This is a genomic window from Metasolibacillus fluoroglycofenilyticus (assembly GCF_003049645.1).
GTDB lineage: Bacteria > Bacillota > Bacilli > Bacillales_A > Planococcaceae > Metasolibacillus > Metasolibacillus fluoroglycofenilyticus.
The window spans coordinates 158,177-176,182 of sequence record NZ_PYWK01000001.1; the positions used below are offsets into that span (position 1 = coordinate 158,177).

Annotated in this window: 18 protein-coding genes and 1 other RNA gene; 10 read left to right on the top strand and 9 right to left on the bottom strand. The window is 36.7% G+C overall.

The genetic code is table 11. From position 1 onward, the window contains the following. Positions 1-135: 135 nt before the first annotated feature. The 5 genes from speG to C9J36_RS00735 all read right to left on the bottom strand — a co-directional run bounded on the left by speG (position 136) and on the right by C9J36_RS00735 (position 4,643). On the bottom strand, positions 136-663 hold the full coding sequence (gene speG / locus C9J36_RS00715; protein ID WP_107941910.1) for a spermidine N1-acetyltransferase: 528 nt from the start codon (positions 661-663) through the stop codon (positions 136-138). 679 nt (positions 664-1,342) lie between these two features. Next, a non-coding RNA gene (gene ssrS, locus C9J36_RS00720) (6S RNA) lies at positions 1,343-1,532 on the bottom strand. 77 nt (positions 1,533-1,609) lie between these two features. Further along, positions 1,610-2,137: a DUF402 domain-containing protein gene (locus C9J36_RS00725; RefSeq protein WP_161956358.1), complete on the bottom strand. Its 528-nt coding sequence runs from the start codon at positions 2,135-2,137 to the stop codon at positions 1,610-1,612. Between the two features lie 262 nt (positions 2,138-2,399). Then, the gene (locus C9J36_RS00730; RefSeq protein WP_107941913.1) at positions 2,400-3,878 is read right to left on the bottom strand and encodes a methyl-accepting chemotaxis protein; all 1,479 of its coding nucleotides are present in this window, start codon (positions 3,876-3,878) and stop codon (positions 2,400-2,402) included. A gap of 126 nt (positions 3,879-4,004) precedes the next feature. Further along, positions 4,005-4,643 carry a YfbR-like 5'-deoxynucleotidase gene (locus C9J36_RS00735; RefSeq protein ID WP_201261879.1) on the bottom strand — a complete coding sequence of 213 codons (639 nt, stop codon included), beginning with the start codon at positions 4,641-4,643 and terminating at the stop codon, positions 4,005-4,007. A 189-nt stretch (positions 4,644-4,832) separates the two neighbouring features. Between C9J36_RS00735 and C9J36_RS00740 the strand changes: the two genes are divergently transcribed. The 4 genes from C9J36_RS00740 to C9J36_RS00755 all read left to right on the top strand — a co-directional run bounded on the left by C9J36_RS00740 (position 4,833) and on the right by C9J36_RS00755 (position 8,067). Then, the gene (locus C9J36_RS00740) at positions 4,833-5,270 is read left to right on the top strand and encodes a hypothetical protein (protein WP_107941915.1); all 438 of its coding nucleotides are present in this window, start codon (positions 4,833-4,835) and stop codon (positions 5,268-5,270) included. Between the two features lie 330 nt (positions 5,271-5,600). Continuing rightward, the gene (locus C9J36_RS00745; protein WP_107941917.1) at positions 5,601-6,395 is read left to right on the top strand and encodes a basic amino acid ABC transporter substrate-binding protein; all 795 of its coding nucleotides are present in this window, start codon (positions 5,601-5,603) and stop codon (positions 6,393-6,395) included. 248 nt (positions 6,396-6,643) lie between these two features. Next, on the top strand, positions 6,644-7,348 hold the full coding sequence (locus tag C9J36_RS00750; RefSeq protein WP_066167776.1) for an amino acid ABC transporter permease: 705 nt from the start codon (positions 6,644-6,646) through the stop codon (positions 7,346-7,348). Continuing rightward, positions 7,345-8,067, top strand: a complete 723-nt coding sequence (locus C9J36_RS00755) for an amino acid ABC transporter ATP-binding protein (RefSeq protein ID WP_066167779.1) — start codon at positions 7,345-7,347, stop codon at positions 8,065-8,067. Before C9J36_RS00750 ends, C9J36_RS00755 begins: the two co-directional genes overlap by 4 nt. 849 nt (positions 8,068-8,916) lie before the next feature. Here the strand turns inward: C9J36_RS00755 and C9J36_RS00765 are convergent. Next, on the bottom strand, positions 8,917-9,222 hold the full coding sequence (locus C9J36_RS00765; protein WP_153061583.1) for a hypothetical protein: 306 nt from the start codon (positions 9,220-9,222) through the stop codon (positions 8,917-8,919). 274 nt (positions 9,223-9,496) lie between these two features. Further along, positions 9,497-9,673, bottom strand: coding sequence for a putative motility protein (locus C9J36_RS00770; RefSeq protein ID WP_066167792.1), 177 nt, complete (start codon positions 9,671-9,673; stop codon positions 9,497-9,499). A gap of 101 nt (positions 9,674-9,774) precedes the next feature. On the opposite strand from C9J36_RS00770, the gene C9J36_RS00775 reads away from it, so the two are divergent. From C9J36_RS00775 to C9J36_RS00795, 6 genes are all read left to right on the top strand, one after another. Beyond that, entirely contained in the window at positions 9,775-10,323 is a 549-nt protein-coding gene (locus tag C9J36_RS00775; RefSeq protein ID WP_107941923.1) for a superoxide dismutase family protein, read from the top strand. A 272-nt stretch (positions 10,324-10,595) separates the two neighbouring features. Beyond that, complete coding sequence (locus tag C9J36_RS00780; RefSeq protein WP_107941925.1) at positions 10,596-11,588, top strand: TAXI family TRAP transporter solute-binding subunit; 993 nt, start codon at positions 10,596-10,598, stop codon at positions 11,586-11,588. A gap of 62 nt (positions 11,589-11,650) precedes the next feature. Then, positions 11,651-12,166 carry a DUF1850 domain-containing protein gene (locus C9J36_RS00785; protein ID WP_107941926.1) on the top strand — a complete coding sequence of 172 codons (516 nt, stop codon included), beginning with the start codon at positions 11,651-11,653 and terminating at the stop codon, positions 12,164-12,166. After that, positions 12,150-14,171 carry a TRAP transporter permease gene (locus C9J36_RS00790; RefSeq protein WP_107941928.1) on the top strand — a complete coding sequence of 674 codons (2,022 nt, stop codon included), beginning with the start codon at positions 12,150-12,152 and terminating at the stop codon, positions 14,169-14,171. Before C9J36_RS00785 ends, C9J36_RS00790 begins: the two co-directional genes overlap by 17 nt. 184 nt (positions 14,172-14,355) lie before the next feature. Continuing rightward, positions 14,356-14,496 carry a hypothetical protein gene (locus C9J36_RS17350; RefSeq protein ID WP_201261880.1) on the top strand — a complete coding sequence of 47 codons (141 nt, stop codon included), beginning with the start codon at positions 14,356-14,358 and terminating at the stop codon, positions 14,494-14,496. Between the two features lie 493 nt (positions 14,497-14,989). After that, positions 14,990-15,703, top strand: a complete 714-nt coding sequence (locus C9J36_RS00795) for an N-acetyltransferase (RefSeq protein ID WP_107941930.1) — start codon at positions 14,990-14,992, stop codon at positions 15,701-15,703. A 96-nt stretch (positions 15,704-15,799) separates the two neighbouring features. Here C9J36_RS00795 and C9J36_RS00800 read toward each other — a convergent pair whose 3' ends face one another. Together C9J36_RS00800 and C9J36_RS00805 are read right to left on the bottom strand one after the other, a co-directional pair. After that, positions 15,800-16,510 carry a Fe-S oxidoreductase gene (locus tag C9J36_RS00800; protein WP_066167807.1) on the bottom strand — a complete coding sequence of 237 codons (711 nt, stop codon included), beginning with the start codon at positions 16,508-16,510 and terminating at the stop codon, positions 15,800-15,802. A 399-nt stretch (positions 16,511-16,909) separates the two neighbouring features. Beyond that, a complete protein-coding gene (locus C9J36_RS00805) occupies positions 16,910-17,863 on the bottom strand; it encodes a DMT family transporter (RefSeq protein WP_066167810.1) in 954 nt (317 codons plus the stop codon). Positions 17,864-18,006 lie beyond the last annotated feature (143 nt).

An 18,006-nucleotide genomic window follows, 5' to 3' on the forward strand; every position in this document is an offset into this window, starting at 1 on the left:
AATAAATTTATTATACCGATAAAATTTATATTAATAAATAGCGATAGGATTTTTAAATTTTACTTAATAAAAAAATCCATGATTCCATCATTTCAGAGGAATCACAGATATTGAAAGGTGTTTTTCAGTCATTGATTATAAATATTTTTTGCTATTACGATGGAAGTCACGTTGAAAAATATACATGCGGTACGCATCGTGATAAGAGCCAGCAGTAAAAAACTCCTCCTTCAGCTCGCCTTCAATTTCAAAGCCCGCCTTTTGGTAAATATGAATGGCCTTTTCGTTTTGTTTGTCGACGATTAAATAGAGCTTATGCAAATTAAGGATGTTGAAAGCATAGCGCATCGCTAATACAGTAACTGAATATGCATAACCCTTGCCTTGGCAATTAGGGTCAATAATAATTTGAAATTCTGCATTGCGGTGAATTAAGTCAATTTCGACCAGTTCAACTAAGCCAAGTATTTCTTCATCCTTTTGGATAATGAAGCGTCTTTCACTTTGCTTATGAATATGCTTCTCGAATAAATCCTGTAACTCTACAAATGACTCATAAGGCTCCTCAAACCAATACGACATAATTCTAGAGTCGTTATTAAGCTTGTGCACATATTTTAAATCCTCTCGTTCTAATGGTCTTAATTTAATACGATTGTCCATCAAATAATACGCCTCCGAAAACAAATAATTATTTAGCATGTATGCAATAATGAAGATTCTTTTCAAGCGTGTTGATTAGCCTTTATTTTACAAAGAAAGCCTAGGGATTCTTTGATTTCAGCTACTGAGGATGCTTTCCTCGGGGGCGGCTTCAGCTAATTTATTTCGGCGAATGCCGAAATAAATAGATTTTCAGCTCGAGGTTAACACGAGGTTGGTCACGGAGGCGTTGCCACAGGATGTGGTGACCTTAGCCTCCCTACCTTTAATCACGATGGAATCGCCCCCTGCGCTCCAATCAACGAATGCATGCTTAATAAATGGCGGTTCCTCTAAATAATACTCGCTAATTAATAGACAATATTTATATAATCAACACGCTTAGATTCTTTTTTAACTAGTTTATCATGATTAAGCAGGAAGTTCCTAGTTTTCAGTAGCGAATATGAATCGGGACAAACCTCAGAGAAATCAGACTTTTGAGAGCTGCTTACTGATAGAACCTAAAATCGCTTTGATTTCATTTTTCACGTCAAAAAAGACCACCCGTTATTGAGTAGTCTTGTGGTAACACATTATTTATTGCAAATTTTTATCCCAATACCTCTTGGAGCAGTTTAAATCGTTATTTTTCAAAACTTCTATGTACTTCAAAATGCTGATGTATCAACGTTTTGAAAGAAAAGCCACATTGCCGTAAATATATAGAAAGTTTTAAACCACACTTCTCAAAGTGGGTGTCCGCATGAGCATTCCTGTTTATCCTTAGGTCAAAGGAGCTAAGGCTCGCCATTCCAGCTCGGATATAAAACTCCCTGTTACTGTATAAAGGTTAAAACTTAATATTAATACGTACAACGTAGCTTGATTCTTATTGTAGTGCAACTATTAAATGAGTGCAAGTAAGTGTGTTTACACAAATTTGTCAAATGATAACGTATGGAAATTAATACAAATGTTCTGAATGATACTTTAACAGCTCAGCAATTTTATTCGTCAAAAAACCATCAAATGGGAATTCTTGATTGCTAATCACTTTTAAGAGCTCCTTAGTAGTGCTTAAAGCTTTTTCTTTTATTTCTACGGAGTAACGATATTTTATTGAATTTTCTTCAAATTCATCTTGATCGACGACCATCCACTCGCTATTTGGTTTTTTCACAATATCAATATCTAAATCAATAAAATGAATTTCATTATTAATAATCATTGGGGTTTCGCCAATATTGCAATAGTATTCAAATTCACCATTTTTATGTATATCTACATGGGCGGTATAGCAACAATCAAAAGGGAAAAAGTCCAAAGAATAAGTATCAAACTCAAAGATTTTATTTCTTGAATGATGAATTAATTTTCTACCGGGAGTTGAAAATAATGCAATATAGTTGTCGTTTGAATCAATGACTGTTGCTTCCCATTCATAATGCAGTTGTTGGTTGTATTTAAAAGTTTTCACTTTCATTTTTTCCATACTTGTATCACTCATTTTCTATATATTAGTATAAAGATGAATTATAGAGTTGAGGTGGGCTGTTCCCAAAATTGAATTTCTCCTCAGCACAGTGAAAAATAAGCTTCTCGCTTATTTTAAATTCAAAAGAAAGCTACTAAACACACTGTTCATTTCAATTTCAAAGAAACCATTTCTATTTTAATTAGTTATTCCTCTGATGAAACAACATTGAAAACGTCCCAAAAGCAGTGCATTGCTTGCTTCTGGAACGTCCCAAAAATTATCCCTTCTGCACCGTAACAAGCGATTTCAATGCACTATTTAAGGCTTGTACACGATTTGTAATATCGCTCATCGTTTGCAGCATTTGATTTTCGTCCTCGACAGCTTGGACAATCGCGCTCGTTGAGATAGCATTTTGGGTAGTCATTTCATTGAGCTTTTCCACCTGCTGCTGAATGGTATTAAATTGTGCGACGGCGCTTGTTAATTCCCCCATACCGCGCGTTAAATCTTCATTGCTTTGTGAGAAGGAGTCTTTTAAACGATTTAAAAACTCGCCAACTTCTTTTAGGGATTGTTCTCCATGTTGTAAAGCCTGTTCTCCTTCCCGTGAGCGCTGCTGTGCCTCAGTTGATTTAGCGAAAAGACTTTCTGTTACTTGTGTAATATTAATCGTAATCGAAGCACTTTCTTCCGCCAGCTTGCGTACTTCATCTGCGACAATGGCAAAGCCTTTTCCATGTTCACCAGCACGTGCAGCCTCGATTGCTGCGTTAAGTGCGAGTAGATTTGTTTGTTCGGCGATATGCTGAATTCCTAATAAGAGCTGATTAACTATTTGTAAGCTACTTTGAAGCTCATTAACCGTATCAGCAGTAGCATGCATGGCACTGCTCATGATGGATATTTGCCCCATTGAATCTTGCATTTTCCCCCAGCCTATAACGACCTCTTGTTGTATATTTGTTGATTGGGCAACAGTATCTTTAGAGATTTCCAGCGTATCCCCTACAAAATGCATAGAATCGTTCATTGCACTACGAATAAATTGTAAGCTTGCGGCCTCCTGTTGCGTGCTTGCTGAAATGGATTCAGAAGCAGAAAGTATGTACTGGCTGCTATGTGCAATTTGCTCCATTGTTTGCTGGAACTGTGTTACATGCTCATCAAGAACTTGTGTGCTTGACTCAATTTCCTGAAATGTACTTTGGAGCTGTTGGAAGGAATGTTGCACTTCCTGTTGTTGCTGCTTCGCATGATTTATTAATGCATTGCCCCATCTAGTAATTAAGTAAAAAGCGATAATGACCCCATTCAAAATTGAAAATAATGTTATAAAAATGATAAATGAATTAAATGACCCTAATAAATTTTCAGGCTTTAAAATATAAATGACGATAATAGCAATGTTAACAATTATACCAAAAGCGACAATTAGACTGCTTTTAAAATAAAGTGCAATAATCGCGACTGTACATATTAAAATATAATGTTTATTTAGTGAAAATTGGTCAACTAAAAATAATGTAAAGACAATTGCAGTAGGGATCATACCGAAAATAAAGCCTTTAACATAGGGCTTTATTGGTAAAAAATAATTAATTGCTGCCAATGCAATAACGATTAGGCCGACTACTAAAAACAAAATCCCTCTTGAAATGATTAGAGGTCCACAAATAAGGATGGCTAAAGCTGTAATAATGGCTAAATTTACACGATGTACTTTTTGTGTATCATATTGAATTTTAAGCTCCATAAAACCCCTCCAAAATGAATGATGATTCATTCGATTATACTAAAAGAATTAGCCTATGTCATTACATCAAATATAGAATATATACAAAATAAAAAGTCTTCCTCATGATTTTAGGAAAACTTTAGTTTAAAGCTTATTTAAAATTTCATGTGTGAGCGTAGCGACATCAATATGCGTATCCTCCTGCATTGCATCCTTTAAAATTTCTGTGCGGAAATATTGCACTGTTGCATTTAATGGAATTAAAAGTAGCTTCGCTAATGCATTTTGATACATATGGACAAACTCGGTATCTGTATTACCACGCTTTAATTCAGCAAAGGCCTCATAAAACTGATCAAGCTTATCTGCAAATTCCAATAAACGACCTTCGATTGTTGCATCCTTTCCTTCCTTCATGCGTTCGAAAAAGACATCTTGGAAATCGGGGGGGATTTCTTCCCGAATAAATTTCTCCATCATCTTTTCTTCAACATGTGCAAGCATTTCTTTTAGTTCGGGAGAGGCGTGTTTAACGGGTGTTTTAATATCACCGATGAATACTTCTGCAAAGTCATGATTAATTGTTTTTTCATATAAAGCTTTCCAATCGATTACATTGCCAGCGCGTTCCTCTAAAGTAGCGAAAAACATTGCATACTGTGATACCTTCCAAGAGTGTGCAGCTACATTGTGTTCCTCGAACTTAAAGCGTCCAGGGCAGCGGATAATGCGCTCCAAATCATTTAAGCTTGTGAAAAAACGATGAATACCTATAACAATCACTCCGTTTCTAGTTAATGTTGAGAAGGCTTGTCATAAGGGAGGAATGAACAAGCATTCTCACTTACAGCATACTTTAATTTATACCCAAAAAGCATGTTTTATAAAACATTTAACATATTATTAACAACATCTTTACAGCGCAACGATGCTATACTGAAAGCAGAAACCAACTTAAAGAGGTGTTGAGGTTTGTTACTTTTTAATATTTTATTATATGTACATATAGCAAGTGCAGTTGTATCAATAGGTCCATTGTTTGCATTATTCTCCATTTTAAAACGTATGGAAACGGCAGAAGAAGCGATGTTAATCGGTTATGTACAGTCATTCCAGGCGGGTATAACAGCAGTTAAGCATGGCGGGCATGTGCTTGTATTGTCGGGAGCTCTCTTAATGTGGCGAGGTGGCTGGCCTTGGCATACATCGTGGCTTATCATGACATTTGTTTTGCTTATCGGCTCTACCTATTTTTTAGCATCTGCGTTCAAGCCGACGATGAAAACATTCGGCACAGTGCAATTCGAGCGCACAAAATTTATTACTAAATTAAGACGCTCTACATGGTTATATGTTGTATTAATGTTGATTATGCTTTGGTTTATGGTAGCAAAGCCTAGTTTGTGGTAAAAAGAGTAAATTTTCTATATTAATAGTTTTTTCTGAAAACGATTGCTTTTCTCCTAGTAGTATTACTATAATAAACACAAGTTTTACTTTTCTGAATTATTTTATTTCGGTTTAGCGATGTTTTTTTGTGACATGCAACCGTAGCGACAGATACAAAAATGCCCATCTTTACAGATGGCAAAATGCATGCTTCAGAGGCATTCGTTTTGCGGGTGTTACAGATTTTGAAGATGATTTTTTCAAGTAAGCTTGAGGAAATCTAGACGAGAGTTAGCCGGAGTGGAGATAAGGATGATAAAGGGACTTATTTAGTTTAGGGGGAGATTGTTTATGAAACAAAGATTTTCAATACTATTAATGGTTGTTGCAGTAATGCTTGTATTAGCAGCCTGTGGAACAAAGAATGACACGAAGTCTGGTAGTGACTCAGGCTCAAGTGATGATAATAAGGTATATGTAGTGGGTACAGAGGCTACATTTGCACCATTCGAATCAATTGATACAAACGGCAACATTGTCGGTATCGATGTAGATGTATTACAGGCAATTGCTGATGAAGTAGGCATTCAAGTAGAATGGAAAAACATCGGCTGGGATGCTGTTTTCTCAACGATTAATAATAAAGAAACAGACATTGGTGCATCAGGTATTACAATTACAGAGGACCGCCAAAAAACTTTTGATTTCACAGAGCCATACTATGAGTCAAAGCTATTAATCGCAGTACGTGAAGATTCAACAATTAGCTCATTAGAAGAGTTAAAAGATAAGAAAATTGCTGTACAAATTAATGCGACAGGACATGTTGCTGCTAAAAAGCTTCAAGGTGAAACAAGCAAAAACATTTTGGCATTTGAAAGCCAACCATTTGCCATTCAAGAAATGCTAAATGGCAATGCGGATGCAGCAATTGGTGATAATGCGGTTGTCTATGAGTATATTAAAGCAAACCCAGATAAAAAGTTAAAAGTTGTTGAAGACGATGCTTTTGAAAAAGAATATTACGGCTTTATGGTTCGTAAAGGAAATACAGAGTTATTAGATAAGCTAAATGAAGGCTTACAAAAAATTAAAGATAATGGAAAACTAAAAGAAATTACAGGTTCAGAATTTTGGAACGAGTAGTGTGAGATGAGGCTATTGGGAAAGGAGCTGTCTGAAAAGCTATTTTAAGACAGCTCCTTTGTCAAGGTAATGAAGCTTTTAGTAACTGTTTCAGGTAGCTTTATATCATGTTAAAAAAGTATAAGGGGTTTCTATAATTTTACTTACAAAAGTTCTTGTATAAAAAAGGGTTACAAGTCATTTTGAGAGTAGAGTTATATAGTTAATACTTTTGTAAATGTAATTTCTATTAGGAAGTAGGTAGGGGTATGGATTTATTAAACTTACAATGGGATGTTATTTGGAATTACCGCGATATGTTTATTCGCGGGGTCGGCATAACTCTTCTTTTAACTTTAGCAGGCTATTGTGGCGGGATTATTTTCGGATTGCTATTAGGACTTGGACAAGTATCGACGAAAAAATGGTTATATTGGCCATGTAAAATTTATGTTGATTTAGTGCGTGGTACGCCAATGCTTGTGCAAATTCTAATTATCCACTTAGCGTTATTTCCGACGCTTTTTGGACAGTCATTAGGATATATGGTATCTGGTATTACAGCACTTGTTTTAAACTGTGCTGCCTACAATGCGGAAATTTTCCGTGCAGGAATCCAAAGTATTGCCAAAGGGCAAATGGAGGCAGCTCGTTCGCTTGGCTTAACACAGGGGCAGGCGATGCGTAAGGTGATTTTACCTCAGGCATTTAGACGCATGATTCCACCATTAGGAAATGAGTTTATCGCGTTGTTAAAAGATTCTTCTTTAGTAACGGTTATTGCTGCGCCAGATATTTTGTATGCGAGCAAAGTAATCGCTGGGGCTACATTTAGACCATGGGAGCCATATCTTTTTGCAGCATTTTTATACTTAGTACTCACATATACTGCAACAAAAGGAATTGCATTTATCGAGAAGCGCTACAGCAATAGCTATATTCCTCGGAAAGCAAAGGGGAGGTTAGCACGATGATTAAAATTGAGAACTTGCATAAATCCTTCGGTGAGCTTGAAGTATTAAAAGGGATTGACTATGAAGTACAAGAGAAACAAGTAGTTTGTGTAATCGGCCCATCAGGCTCAGGTAAAAGTACGTTTTTGCGCTGTATTAATTTACTTGAAGAAATAACAGACGGGGCAGTCTATATTGAAGGCGTCAAAGTCAATGACCCAAAAACGAATATTAATGAAATACGCGCGGAAGTAGGGATGGTATTCCAGCAATTCAATCTATTCCCGCATATGAATATACTCGAAAATGTCATTATGGCACCGATGCAAATCCGCAATCTGAGCCGTGCAGATGCAGAAAAACTAGCTCATGAGCTATTGAAGAAAGTAGGGCTAGACAGCAAAGCCTATAACTATCCAGAGCAGCTTTCTGGCGGTCAGCAGCAGCGTGTGGCGATTGCACGCGCACTTGCAATGAAGCCAAAGGCGATGCTATTTGACGAGCCAACCTCTGCCCTTGACCCAGAAATGGTAAAGGAAGTGTTGGATGTAATGAAAAATCTAGCAGCAGAAGGAATGACAATGGTTGTCGTAACACATGAAATGGGCTTTGCGCGCGAAGTAGGCGACCGTGTTGTCTTTATGGATGGTGGCTTTATCGTTGAAGAAGGCACACCAGACGAGCTTTTTGGTAATCCTAAAAGCGACAGAACGAAGGCGTTTTTGGGAAAAGTATTATAAAATAATTTGCGATTACTTTTAATAGAAGGAAAAGTCGCTTTACAGTGAACTGCACCTCAATTGTTAGACACAACTAACAATCGGAGGTGCAGTTTTTTAGTGTCTTTTTATTCGTTGCGCAAAAAAACGCGACAATAAAAGTACTACTAGCATAATAATAAACGCTTCAAGCGCAGTTACGAAAAGAATAAAAAAGAATTTCATGAAACTCTCCAACCCATCAAAAGAGGAGTGCTGTATTTGAAAAGCCAAAAATAGTTCATAGTAATTTATTATAATAAACAATCCACCAAACAATAACCAATAGACTTTAGGTATATGAACTGCATACTTTGAATTTTGAATATAAGGCCCTCCTTATTTTTTCAATATCCATTTAGAAAATGTCAGTGGATTAATAAATTAATAATATTATGAGAGTAACTATACCAAAAATAAAGTTATTTACAAAAAATAGATATTCTTTGGATGCTTTATTCATTTTAATTGAAAAAAATAAATTTACAATGGAACTAACAATTAAAAAGAAAAATAGCGTTTCTGCAAATACCTCGAAATAGATATATTGAATGATTAAAGCTATCATAAAAAGGAGTGTTAAAATTCGATTGGTTCTAATGACTTTTAAATTCCCTTTATCAATTAATTGGAAATTAATAAATCTTCTTAATAAAAAGAAGTAAATAATTAAGTTGCTTAATACTGAAATTAAAATTATAGTTGGTAATCCCATGATTTCCCCCTTTTAGTAAAGATAATGTATTTGATAATTACAGCATTTTTAGTAAAATGCCAAACTTCGAATAGATTAACTAAAATCCAACTACTCAGAAAGCAATTAGATTTTGGCTAATATAGGCGTTGATTCAGTAAAGAGTGAATATGTCTTTTTGCTGCCTGTTTATGCTCATCTACAACATAGAATTCAAGGTCAGTTTGATGATAAGTAATCAATGCATCGTAGAGTGCTTTTAAAAATTCCTTGCGAGGTAGAATAAAGATTCTGTAGTCTTTGTGTGATATCCCTCTTTCGGGGGATATTTCAAGTATAATTTGATTGGAATCTGTATCATGTGGACGAACTGCAATGACAAGTTCATCCCCTCCCTCAGGCTGTATTGCACTCGCAAAGTTTTGTTTATACATTTGTTTCAAAATTTTCTCATAACAATGCCAAGTAACAAGGATATGCGAAAACATCTCTTGTCCGATTAGTTCCTGTCCATTGTAATGAATTTGCACAAAGCCAAATAGAATTGCCTGTCGTTCAACTAATACATCACAAATAAAATCATAGTTTTTGGGGTCATCAAATCAGCAAGGATGTTGTTCGATTTCATTAAATAGTAAAAAGGGAGAAGGGAGAATTTGAGGTCGCTCAAATTCTCCCTTCTATTGATTCCAAGCTAGTTATGCTCCAGCCTCTTTTTTACACCTGTGCGTCAAATAGTTGACCTTTATACGGATGTTCAGCAACAGGGGCGGGCATTTCTGCTAGCATTTCAACAACGCCGGCACCAGCATTCAAAGTTTTGTCTAAAATAGACATTTGCAATGTTTGCTGTAACTGTGCGAGTTGGCTTGACATAATTGAATTAATTTCCATTATAACCCCTCCTTTGTTTTTATATCGGACTGAACATTATATGTTTTAGTTTGAATAAAGAACCAGCTATTTTGGTAACAATAAAAGCAGGAGGGATAACTATGTATAAAATAATCATACTTAGCACGATTTTGCTATTGTCAGGTTGTTCACTTTTTCAAACAAAGAAAGAGGAGGAAGTACCTGTTCATGCACCGAGCTCTGCTACAGCTATTGCTGAAATGATGAATAGCAAAGGCGAAAGTGTTGGAAAGGTCACATTAAAGGAAGTGGCGGAAGGGGTAGAGCTATTTGCTGAATTGCACGGTTTACCACCGGGCACACATGCTATTCATATTCATGAGGTAGGAAAATGCGATGCGCCAACCTTCGAATCAGCAGGTGCACATTTTAATCCTGAGCATAAGAAACATGGTATCGAGAATCCACAAGGACCACATGCAGGAGATTTACCGAATTTAGAAGTAGAGGAAGATGGTACAGCGCAATTAGAATTTACAACGAAGCTTGTCACATTAATGAAGGGGCATGAAAACTCCTTATTCGATAAAGACGGTAGCTCGATTATTATTCATGAAAATGCAGATGACTATAAAACAGATCCTTCGGGTAATTCTGGAGCACGTATTGCTTGTGGCGTGATTCAATAAAGCGTAGCTGTCTAAAAAGGGGATTTTAGCTTCTTCTCTTTCATTTTGGAGAAACACCGCTAAATCCTGTGTTTCTAGCATTTTCAAAGAAAGCTCTTTCTATTTTAGAGGAGCCAACATTTTGCTGAAACACCATCATTGGCGTCCCAAATGCCGACTATCCACGGCTTTTCGGACGCCCCCTATTTACATATTAACAGACTAGTTTGACAACTCCCATTGCGCTCTGTAAAATGTATAGTGATTAACAAAAGAGGGGGGTTATGTTAATAATGAGGAAAAAGAGTATATTATTAACAATTATAAGCTTTACTTTACTTATGTTAGCTGCGTGTGGCATTGATAAAGAAGGCAACAAAGAAAGTACGGGGACAAATAATGGGGAAAAGCCATCATTTGATGTAGATTTTGTATCTATTTTAACAGGTGGTACGCAAGGTACCTACTATCCACTAGGTGGAACGTTTGCTGATTTGATTACGACTGAAACAGGTGTAAAAACAACAGCAGAGGTTTCTCAAGCGTCTGCTGCGAATATGACAGCACTGCAAAATGGTGAAGGTGAAATCGCTTTCGTACAAACGGATATTGCCTATTATGCAACAGAAGGTACGCTAATGTTCGAAGGTCAAAAGATTGATTCTGTATCTGCTTTAGGGGCTTTATATCCTGAAACGGTGCAGCTTGTAACATTGGCTAACTCTGGTATTAAATCATATGAAGATTTAAAAGGTAAAAAAGTATCAGTAGGGGCACCTGGTTCAGGTACTTATGCAAATGCTGAGCAATTACTTGAAATACATGGTCTAACAATGGCTGATATTAAGCCACAAAATTTAGACTTTGGTGAATCAACAGATGGTATTCAATCAGGGCAAATTGATGCAGCATTTATTACAGCTGGTTATCCAACAGGTGCTGTAGAATCTTTAAATGCAACAAATGGTGTATATATTATTCCTGTAACAGCTGATAAGGCTGATGAATTAATTGCGAAATATCCATATTACGCAAAGGATGCAATCCCAGCCGGCACATATGGCTTAAAAGAAGAAATCCCTGCGGTATCAGTAGGAGCAATGCTTGCAGTTAAAAAAGATTTACCGGAAGATTTAGTGTATGCAATGACAAAAGCAATTTATGATAATACAGATAAAATTAGTCATGCAAAAGGTGCGTTTATCAAAGCTGAAAGTGGATTAGACGGTATTGGAATTGAAGTGCACCCAGGTGCTCAAAAATATTTTGATGAAGTAAACAACTAATCTGAAAGAAGGCTCTGTTGCGTAGTGCTTCAGAGCCTTTTTCTTATTGAAAGGTATCTATTATGAAAAAATGGTACTTATTTGTTATTGGTGGTATACTGCTCATTATTTTTTTTATACCATTCGAAAGTGCTTTAATATTTACCGAAACAAAAGTAGATAAGGTTAAAATGTATTATTTAACATTGTATCAAGAGCGAGAGTTTCAAATTTTATTTACACATTCTATTCATAAAACAGATGTTATTGAATCATATGAAGTATTATCTAATAATGAATTGCGTCTTTTATCAATGCAATATGAGGATGTGGCTATCGGTATGCCTGGATACGCGGAAGAGGGGCAAACATTAACATACGATAATGGTGTTTATATTCTTTCCTATGATAATGCGAAACTACCTAACTTTAATTTATTTGTGGCGAATATAGATGCTTCGTTACAACTAATTTATCAATCTAATTATGTAGATTTGAAGCAACAGTTAGTAAGAGGGAAATCTTATTTATTTGAAGTTAAAAAACTTTCACTATATGAAAAAATGAAAGGAGCACGATTGTATGGAGAAAGAAAATAATAAAGAGCCTGTTGTTCAAAATGAAGGTTTTGAGCAACTCTCGGTAGAGGACCAACAAGCGCTACTAGAGAAATACGATATTGAATCAAACACGCGCAATATTTCCAGTATGTTTAAATATGTTATTTATGCAGGATTATTAATATTTTCTTTATTTCAATTATATACAGCTATATTTGGTTTGTTTCCGGCTCAAATTCAACGTACGATACACTTAGGCTTTGGTCTAACATTTATTTTCTTATTGTTTCCAGCTAGGCGTAAATCACGTAAGGATATAATACCGTATTATGATTATATTTTAGCAATTATTGCGATTTTAGTAGGCTCTTATTGGACGATTAATTACGAGCGTTTAGTACAAAGCTTAGGTCGATTAGAGCAAACGGATTTTATTGTTGGTCTTTTAGCGATTTTGCTAGTTTTAGAGGCTGCTAGACGTGCAGTAGGATTGCCAATCACAATTATTGCCTCACTTTTTTTGTTGTATGCTTATTTTGGACCGTATATGCCGAATTTTATGGCGCACAGAGGGCAAAGCATCGAAAGTATTGTCAATTTAATGTTTTATTCGACTGATGGAATTTTAGGTACACCAATTAGTGTATCGGCAACATTTATTTTCGTTTTCCTATTATTCGGAGCCTTTCTTGTGAAAACAGGAGTAGGTCAATATTTTAACGATTTAGCTGTGTCGCTGGCAGGGAAGCTAACAGGTGGTCCGGCAAAAGTCGCAATTTTCTCATCTGCATTGCAGGGGACAATTTCAGGCTCTTCCGTAGCGAACGTAGTTACATCGGGGTCTTATACAATCCCAATGATGAAAAAACTTGGCTATAAAAAGGAGTTTGCTGGTGCTGTAGAGGCATCTGCTTCAACTGGCGGTCAACTTATGCCACCGATTATGGGAGCCGCAGCGTTTTTAATGGTTGAGTTTATCGGACGAGGTGTAACATATTGGGATATTGCGAAAGCAGCAGCTATCCCTGCATTGCTTTACTTTACAGGTATTTGGATTATGACACATTTTGAGGCAAAGCGATTAGGGCTGAGAGGTCTTACGGACGAGGAATTGCCTAATCGTAAAGAAGTATTCAAGAAAATTTATTTATTATTGCCAATCGTTTTAATTATTGTCCTAATGCTAGTAGGCGTACCAGTTATGCATGCAGCATTGTATGGAGTGCTTGCTTGTATTCTAGTTGGCATGTTTAATAAAGATACACGCTTAGGTCCTCTTGATATTTTAGATGCTTTAGTTGATGGGGCGCGTACAGCGCTTGGTGTTGTTGCAGCGACAGCTTGTGCGGGAATTATTGTAGGCGTTGTTGTAAAAACAGGGTTAGGCTTATCATTAGCAAACAGTTTAGTAAAATTAGCTGGTGGTAGTATTTTACTGACATTAATATTTGTTATGATTGCATCGCTTATTTTAGGAATGGGTGCACCAACAACAGCTAACTATGTTATTACATCAACGATTGCGGCACCAGCAATTATCGCATTATTAGCGCCAAATACACCACAAGAGTTAGTGCCAGTAGTTATATTATTATCAGCGCATTTCTTTGTGTTTTATTTTGGTATTATAGCGGATATTACACCACCTGTAGCCCTTGCTGCCTTTGCAGCATCAGGTATTTCGGGAGGAGACCCTATCAAAACTGGTGTTAACTCTGCGAAGCTAGCGATAGCGGCATTCATTATTCCATATATGATTGTGTTCTCACCAGCGCTATTAATGATTGATGTAACAATTTTACAAATTGTTTGGGTAGTATTTACAGCTATAATGGGTATGATTGCAATCGGTGCAGGTGTTATTGGCTATTGGTATAGAAAATTATATTGGATTGAAAGAATCATTGCTATTGTTGCTGGGCTAGCAATGGTTTACCCAGAATCAATTTCGGATATTTCTGGATTAGTTGTATTTGGTATTATGGTTGCTATTCAAATCATGACAAAAAATAAAGGTGGAGGAGTAGCACAAGTTAAAGCTTAGACTTTAATTGCAACCTCGGCGTAATTGATTAAGCAAACCTAGGTATAAAAGCATAAAACCTATCTCTTTAAGGGATAGGTTTTATGCTTTTTATGCATATAATGAATTAATGACTTGCACATGAAAAAGCAGCATAGTATTATATCAATAATCAGAAAATTCTTTAAAAGGAAGGGTGTTATGGATGGGAAAAATCTTATCCTCTAATCTTGAAACATATTTATTAGACGAAGAGTTAGAGCTAGAACGTAATGAGGAAATGGACGCTTTTAAAGAGGGCGATACTTATGAGCACTATCCAGCGGGTTTCTTTACGGGCTTATAAAAAAAGCGTTGTCCGAAAGGAGGGCACTGAAAAACTAGTAATTCTCAAAAAAAATTGTGAATAACTTTGATTTTTTTGGACTTAATCTACATGAAAGTCAGAATTACATCAGAATTTTTCGAGACAATTCACTTTTTCAGTAACTTCCCAAAAAGTCCATTTTATTTTGACACCACATTGAAATAAATGTTTTCATCGCTTCCCTTTTACTGAAGGAGTACACTGCTAAAGCCAATATTCATCTCATTTCAAAAGAGGTATTTTCTGTTTATATGAATCAACATTTTGTGAAACATCATCGCTACTGTCCAAAATGCCGGCTATGCACGGCTTTTTGGACAGCACCTTTTTGTTTACGCTATAATAAAATGAAACTTCAATCTGTGGAAGCTTTCGCATGATTTCCACTGGTTGTTAGCCGAACGAATCGTGCTTACTAGCTTGTTAATGCAGGATAAAGAAGTTTAGAAAAACAGAACGGTGTGGTGACATAATGCTTTATAAAGGGCAGTTAGGAAAACATGAGTTTTATGTAGAGCGTCTGGCGGCAGAGCAACTAGCTGAAATCGAGATGCTACAGCAGATGGTTTGTGATGCGCTTGAGGATAAGACAATTTTACAGCCTCTTAGTAAGGAAGAGTTATTATATATTTTAAATGGCAATGGCATAATGATTGGGGCATTTGCTGACAGCCAGCTTATTGCAGTTCGTGCTTTATTGGAGCCGGATGTAGAGGAAAAGGAGCACTTGGGGCTGGATGTTGGTGCGAAAAATTTAGCGCGTGTGCTTTATCAGGAAATTTCTTTTATACATCCCAAATTTCGTGGGTATGGTTTGCAGCAAACATTAGCAACTATCGTAATGACACAGGTGGATATGGCGAAGTATGATTGGGTTTGCGCTACGGTGAAGCCTTATAATATTGCAAGCCTAAAGGATAAACTTGTGCAAAATATATATATTCGTGCACTGAAATATAAATATGGTGGAAAACTGCGCTACGTGATGGCGAAGCCTTTACATAAAGAACAGTCATTTACAGGTGGGGAGCTTGTTATTGCAATGGGCGATGTGGAGGCACAGCAGCAAGCTTTACGCGATGGCTATATAGGTATAGCGATTGAAAAGCGTGGGGAGGAATGGTTTGTTCAATTTGGTAGGTTAAAAGACCCAGTTCGCTCACAAAGGAGAGAAATTCGCTCATAAAATAACCAGATTCGCTCATAAGAATTATCCAAAAAGGCTGATTTCAGTGGAAAACGCTAGAAAAGCGTGCATAGCACTGCTTTTCTGGCGCCTTATTTATTTCAATGGACAAAATCCACAAGCCATTAAACCGGGAATGTCCTTTGATTGGCAGCAGCTTTTGCGCACGGGGACATTTAGCAACTGTGAAGGGTGCTTGCCGCCTGTATAATTTAAAAAGAGAGATTTATCTGCAATATAACTCCATACTTTTGTTCCTTCAAGTATTTCTAAGTCCTCATATGCTCGGTCAGCCAGTGCTGGGTTTTCAAGTAATGTGTGATAATGCCATATGAGATAGCCAAAAATATTTTCCCACATCACAAGGGGAGAAATAGAAGTTGTTTTACGCAACTGCTGTATAATTTCAAAAGTTTGTTTGTATAAGATTTTTTGGATAACGGCCTCACGCTCGTTGTCTTCCACATAGCGAAAATCATTTGCTGTAATAAATGTACCAAGTGTATTGATACCGTACTCATGTACAAGTGCAAAGCGAATATCTTCTAGTTTTCCATCCCAAACCTCGTCATAGGTTGCAAGCATATAAAATTGCATAGCTACAAACATGCCATAGCGGCGAGTGAAATGAGAAATAGCGGCTGTTTCAGTTGCCGCCTGTGTTATTCCCATCATTAGATTGCGGAAATCTGTTAAATAAAAATCCTTTTGTAAATTAGCAAGCGTAAATAAGGGGCGTTCAGGATTTTCTGTATAAATACTATAGGAATTTAATTGTCGTATTTGATCATAGGATAATGCGGGCATAGACTCACCTTTTTTCATATATCATAACATTTTCTACAACGAAAATAAAAATCAATAAATAATGTTGACAAGTTAAATGAAAACGATTATCATTATCATTGTAAGCATTACTCATATGCAATACAGTGCTTATGAGCTTGAACTTTAGCTACTTTTCTCCAGAAGTTCGCTAGTTCAAAATACGTTCTACCCCCCTCATTTTAGAACGTAAATTTTTTTACCCTTTATATTTTCTTCAAAGCTTCTCTTGTGAGAGCCAATTTGAGCCGATCCCTAGCCATAGGATCGGCTTTTTTTTGTCTAGGAAAGTATAAAATTCCTTATTCCCCGTGAACTGAAAGTCTACTTTATACCCATATCGTTTCCCATTTTAGTCGAATTGAGTGTATTAACAAAACCTCACTCTACAGATATGCCCGTGCGCTTTGCAACGAGCATTGTATGATAGCTATGTAGCAGCATACCGATAATAATAATAGCTAGCCCCATCAGCGCAATTGGTGTTGGAAGGGGAATACCTAAAAGTAGCATTTCACCAATAATAACAAAGACAACCTCAGTTGATTGTGTTGCCTCTACAGCAGCAAGTTTTCCTTGATTGTCACGCACACGGTCAGTGGCGATAAAGAATAATGTAGTGGCGATAACACCTGAGCTTACTCCAACAAGCAGTGATTGAAAGATTTGATTACCTGACGGCAGACCGACAGTTATAAGCGCGTATATCGCCATTATAATCCAAGCAGGCAAGGATGCAATTGTCATACCTAGTACACGCTGGAATGTATCAATGCGACCACCACATACATCCATCATTTTGCGATTACCAAGTGGATAAGCAAAGGCGGCAATTAATACAGGGAAAATCCCGAGCATAAGGGCGCTTGTAGAGACAGATTTAGCGTGTGGAATTTGTATTAATAATATGCCGATTAGTATAATGCATGAAATAAGCAGTGCTGTCATCGGAATTTTTTGACGTACCTTTTGATTTGCGATAACTGTAACAAAAAGTGGCGCTAGTAATACACCTGCTACAATTGTAAATTGCCAAGTGCCAGAAACAAGCCAGCCCGGTCCGTATGCAGCAGCAAATGTTAAAGGCGCATAAAATAATACGAAGCCTACAAAGCTCCACAGTAACCACTGGCGAGGATGTGCCTTCATTTCATTATGTAGTTGCCGATAATTTCTGCGATAGAGGACGATAGCAATTAAAAATGGCAGCATAAAAAAATAGCGCAAGGAAGCACTCCATAGCCAGCTACCACCATCTAGTTCCATCGAGTGATTCAAAATAAAAGTAAAAGCAAAAAATAGTGCTGCAATAATACCTATTAGTATTTCCTTCATTAATCTAGGCACCTCCCTGTAACTGAATATTCAGAATATAAAATTTAGAAAAAGGGCGTGTCTGAAAAGATATTTTGGGACACGCCTTAGCGGATATTTAACGTTTTTAGCAATATTTTTTGTACCGAAAGCGTAGCGACAGA

Excerpts from the sequence above, each read along its gene's own strand:
- speG (WP_107941910.1), bottom strand. The coding sequence starts at position 663 with ATGGACAATCGTATTAAATTAAGACCATTAGAACGAGAGGATTTAAAA.
- C9J36_RS00725 (WP_161956358.1), bottom strand. The coding sequence starts at position 2,137 with ATGGAAAAAATGAAAGTGAAAACTTTTAAATACAACCAACAACTGCAT.
- C9J36_RS00730 (WP_107941913.1), bottom strand. The coding sequence starts at position 3,878 with ATGGAGCTTAAAATTCAATATGATACACAAAAAGTACATCGTGTAAAT.
- C9J36_RS00745 (WP_107941917.1), top strand. The coding sequence starts at position 5,601 with ATGAAACAAAGATTTTCAATACTATTAATGGTTGTTGCAGTAATGCTT.
- C9J36_RS00750 (WP_066167776.1), top strand. The coding sequence starts at position 6,644 with ATGGATTTATTAAACTTACAATGGGATGTTATTTGGAATTACCGCGAT.
- C9J36_RS00755 (WP_066167779.1), top strand. The coding sequence starts at position 7,345 with ATGATTAAAATTGAGAACTTGCATAAATCCTTCGGTGAGCTTGAAGTA.
- C9J36_RS00770 (WP_066167792.1), bottom strand. The coding sequence starts at position 9,673 with ATGGAAATTAATTCAATTATGTCAAGCCAACTCGCACAGTTACAGCAA.
- C9J36_RS00775 (WP_107941923.1), top strand. The coding sequence starts at position 9,775 with ATGTATAAAATAATCATACTTAGCACGATTTTGCTATTGTCAGGTTGT.
- C9J36_RS00780 (WP_107941925.1), top strand. The coding sequence starts at position 10,596 with ATGAGGAAAAAGAGTATATTATTAACAATTATAAGCTTTACTTTACTT.
- C9J36_RS00785 (WP_107941926.1), top strand. The coding sequence starts at position 11,651 with ATGAAAAAATGGTACTTATTTGTTATTGGTGGTATACTGCTCATTATT.
- C9J36_RS00790 (WP_107941928.1), top strand. The coding sequence starts at position 12,150 with ATGGAGAAAGAAAATAATAAAGAGCCTGTTGTTCAAAATGAAGGTTTT.
- C9J36_RS17350 (WP_201261880.1), top strand. The coding sequence starts at position 14,356 with ATGGGAAAAATCTTATCCTCTAATCTTGAAACATATTTATTAGACGAA.
- C9J36_RS00795 (WP_107941930.1), top strand. The coding sequence starts at position 14,990 with ATGCTTTATAAAGGGCAGTTAGGAAAACATGAGTTTTATGTAGAGCGT.
- C9J36_RS00800 (WP_066167807.1), bottom strand. The coding sequence starts at position 16,510 with ATGCCCGCATTATCCTATGATCAAATACGACAATTAAATTCCTATAGT.
- C9J36_RS00805 (WP_066167810.1), bottom strand. The coding sequence starts at position 17,863 with ATGAAGGAAATACTAATAGGTATTATTGCAGCACTATTTTTTGCTTTT.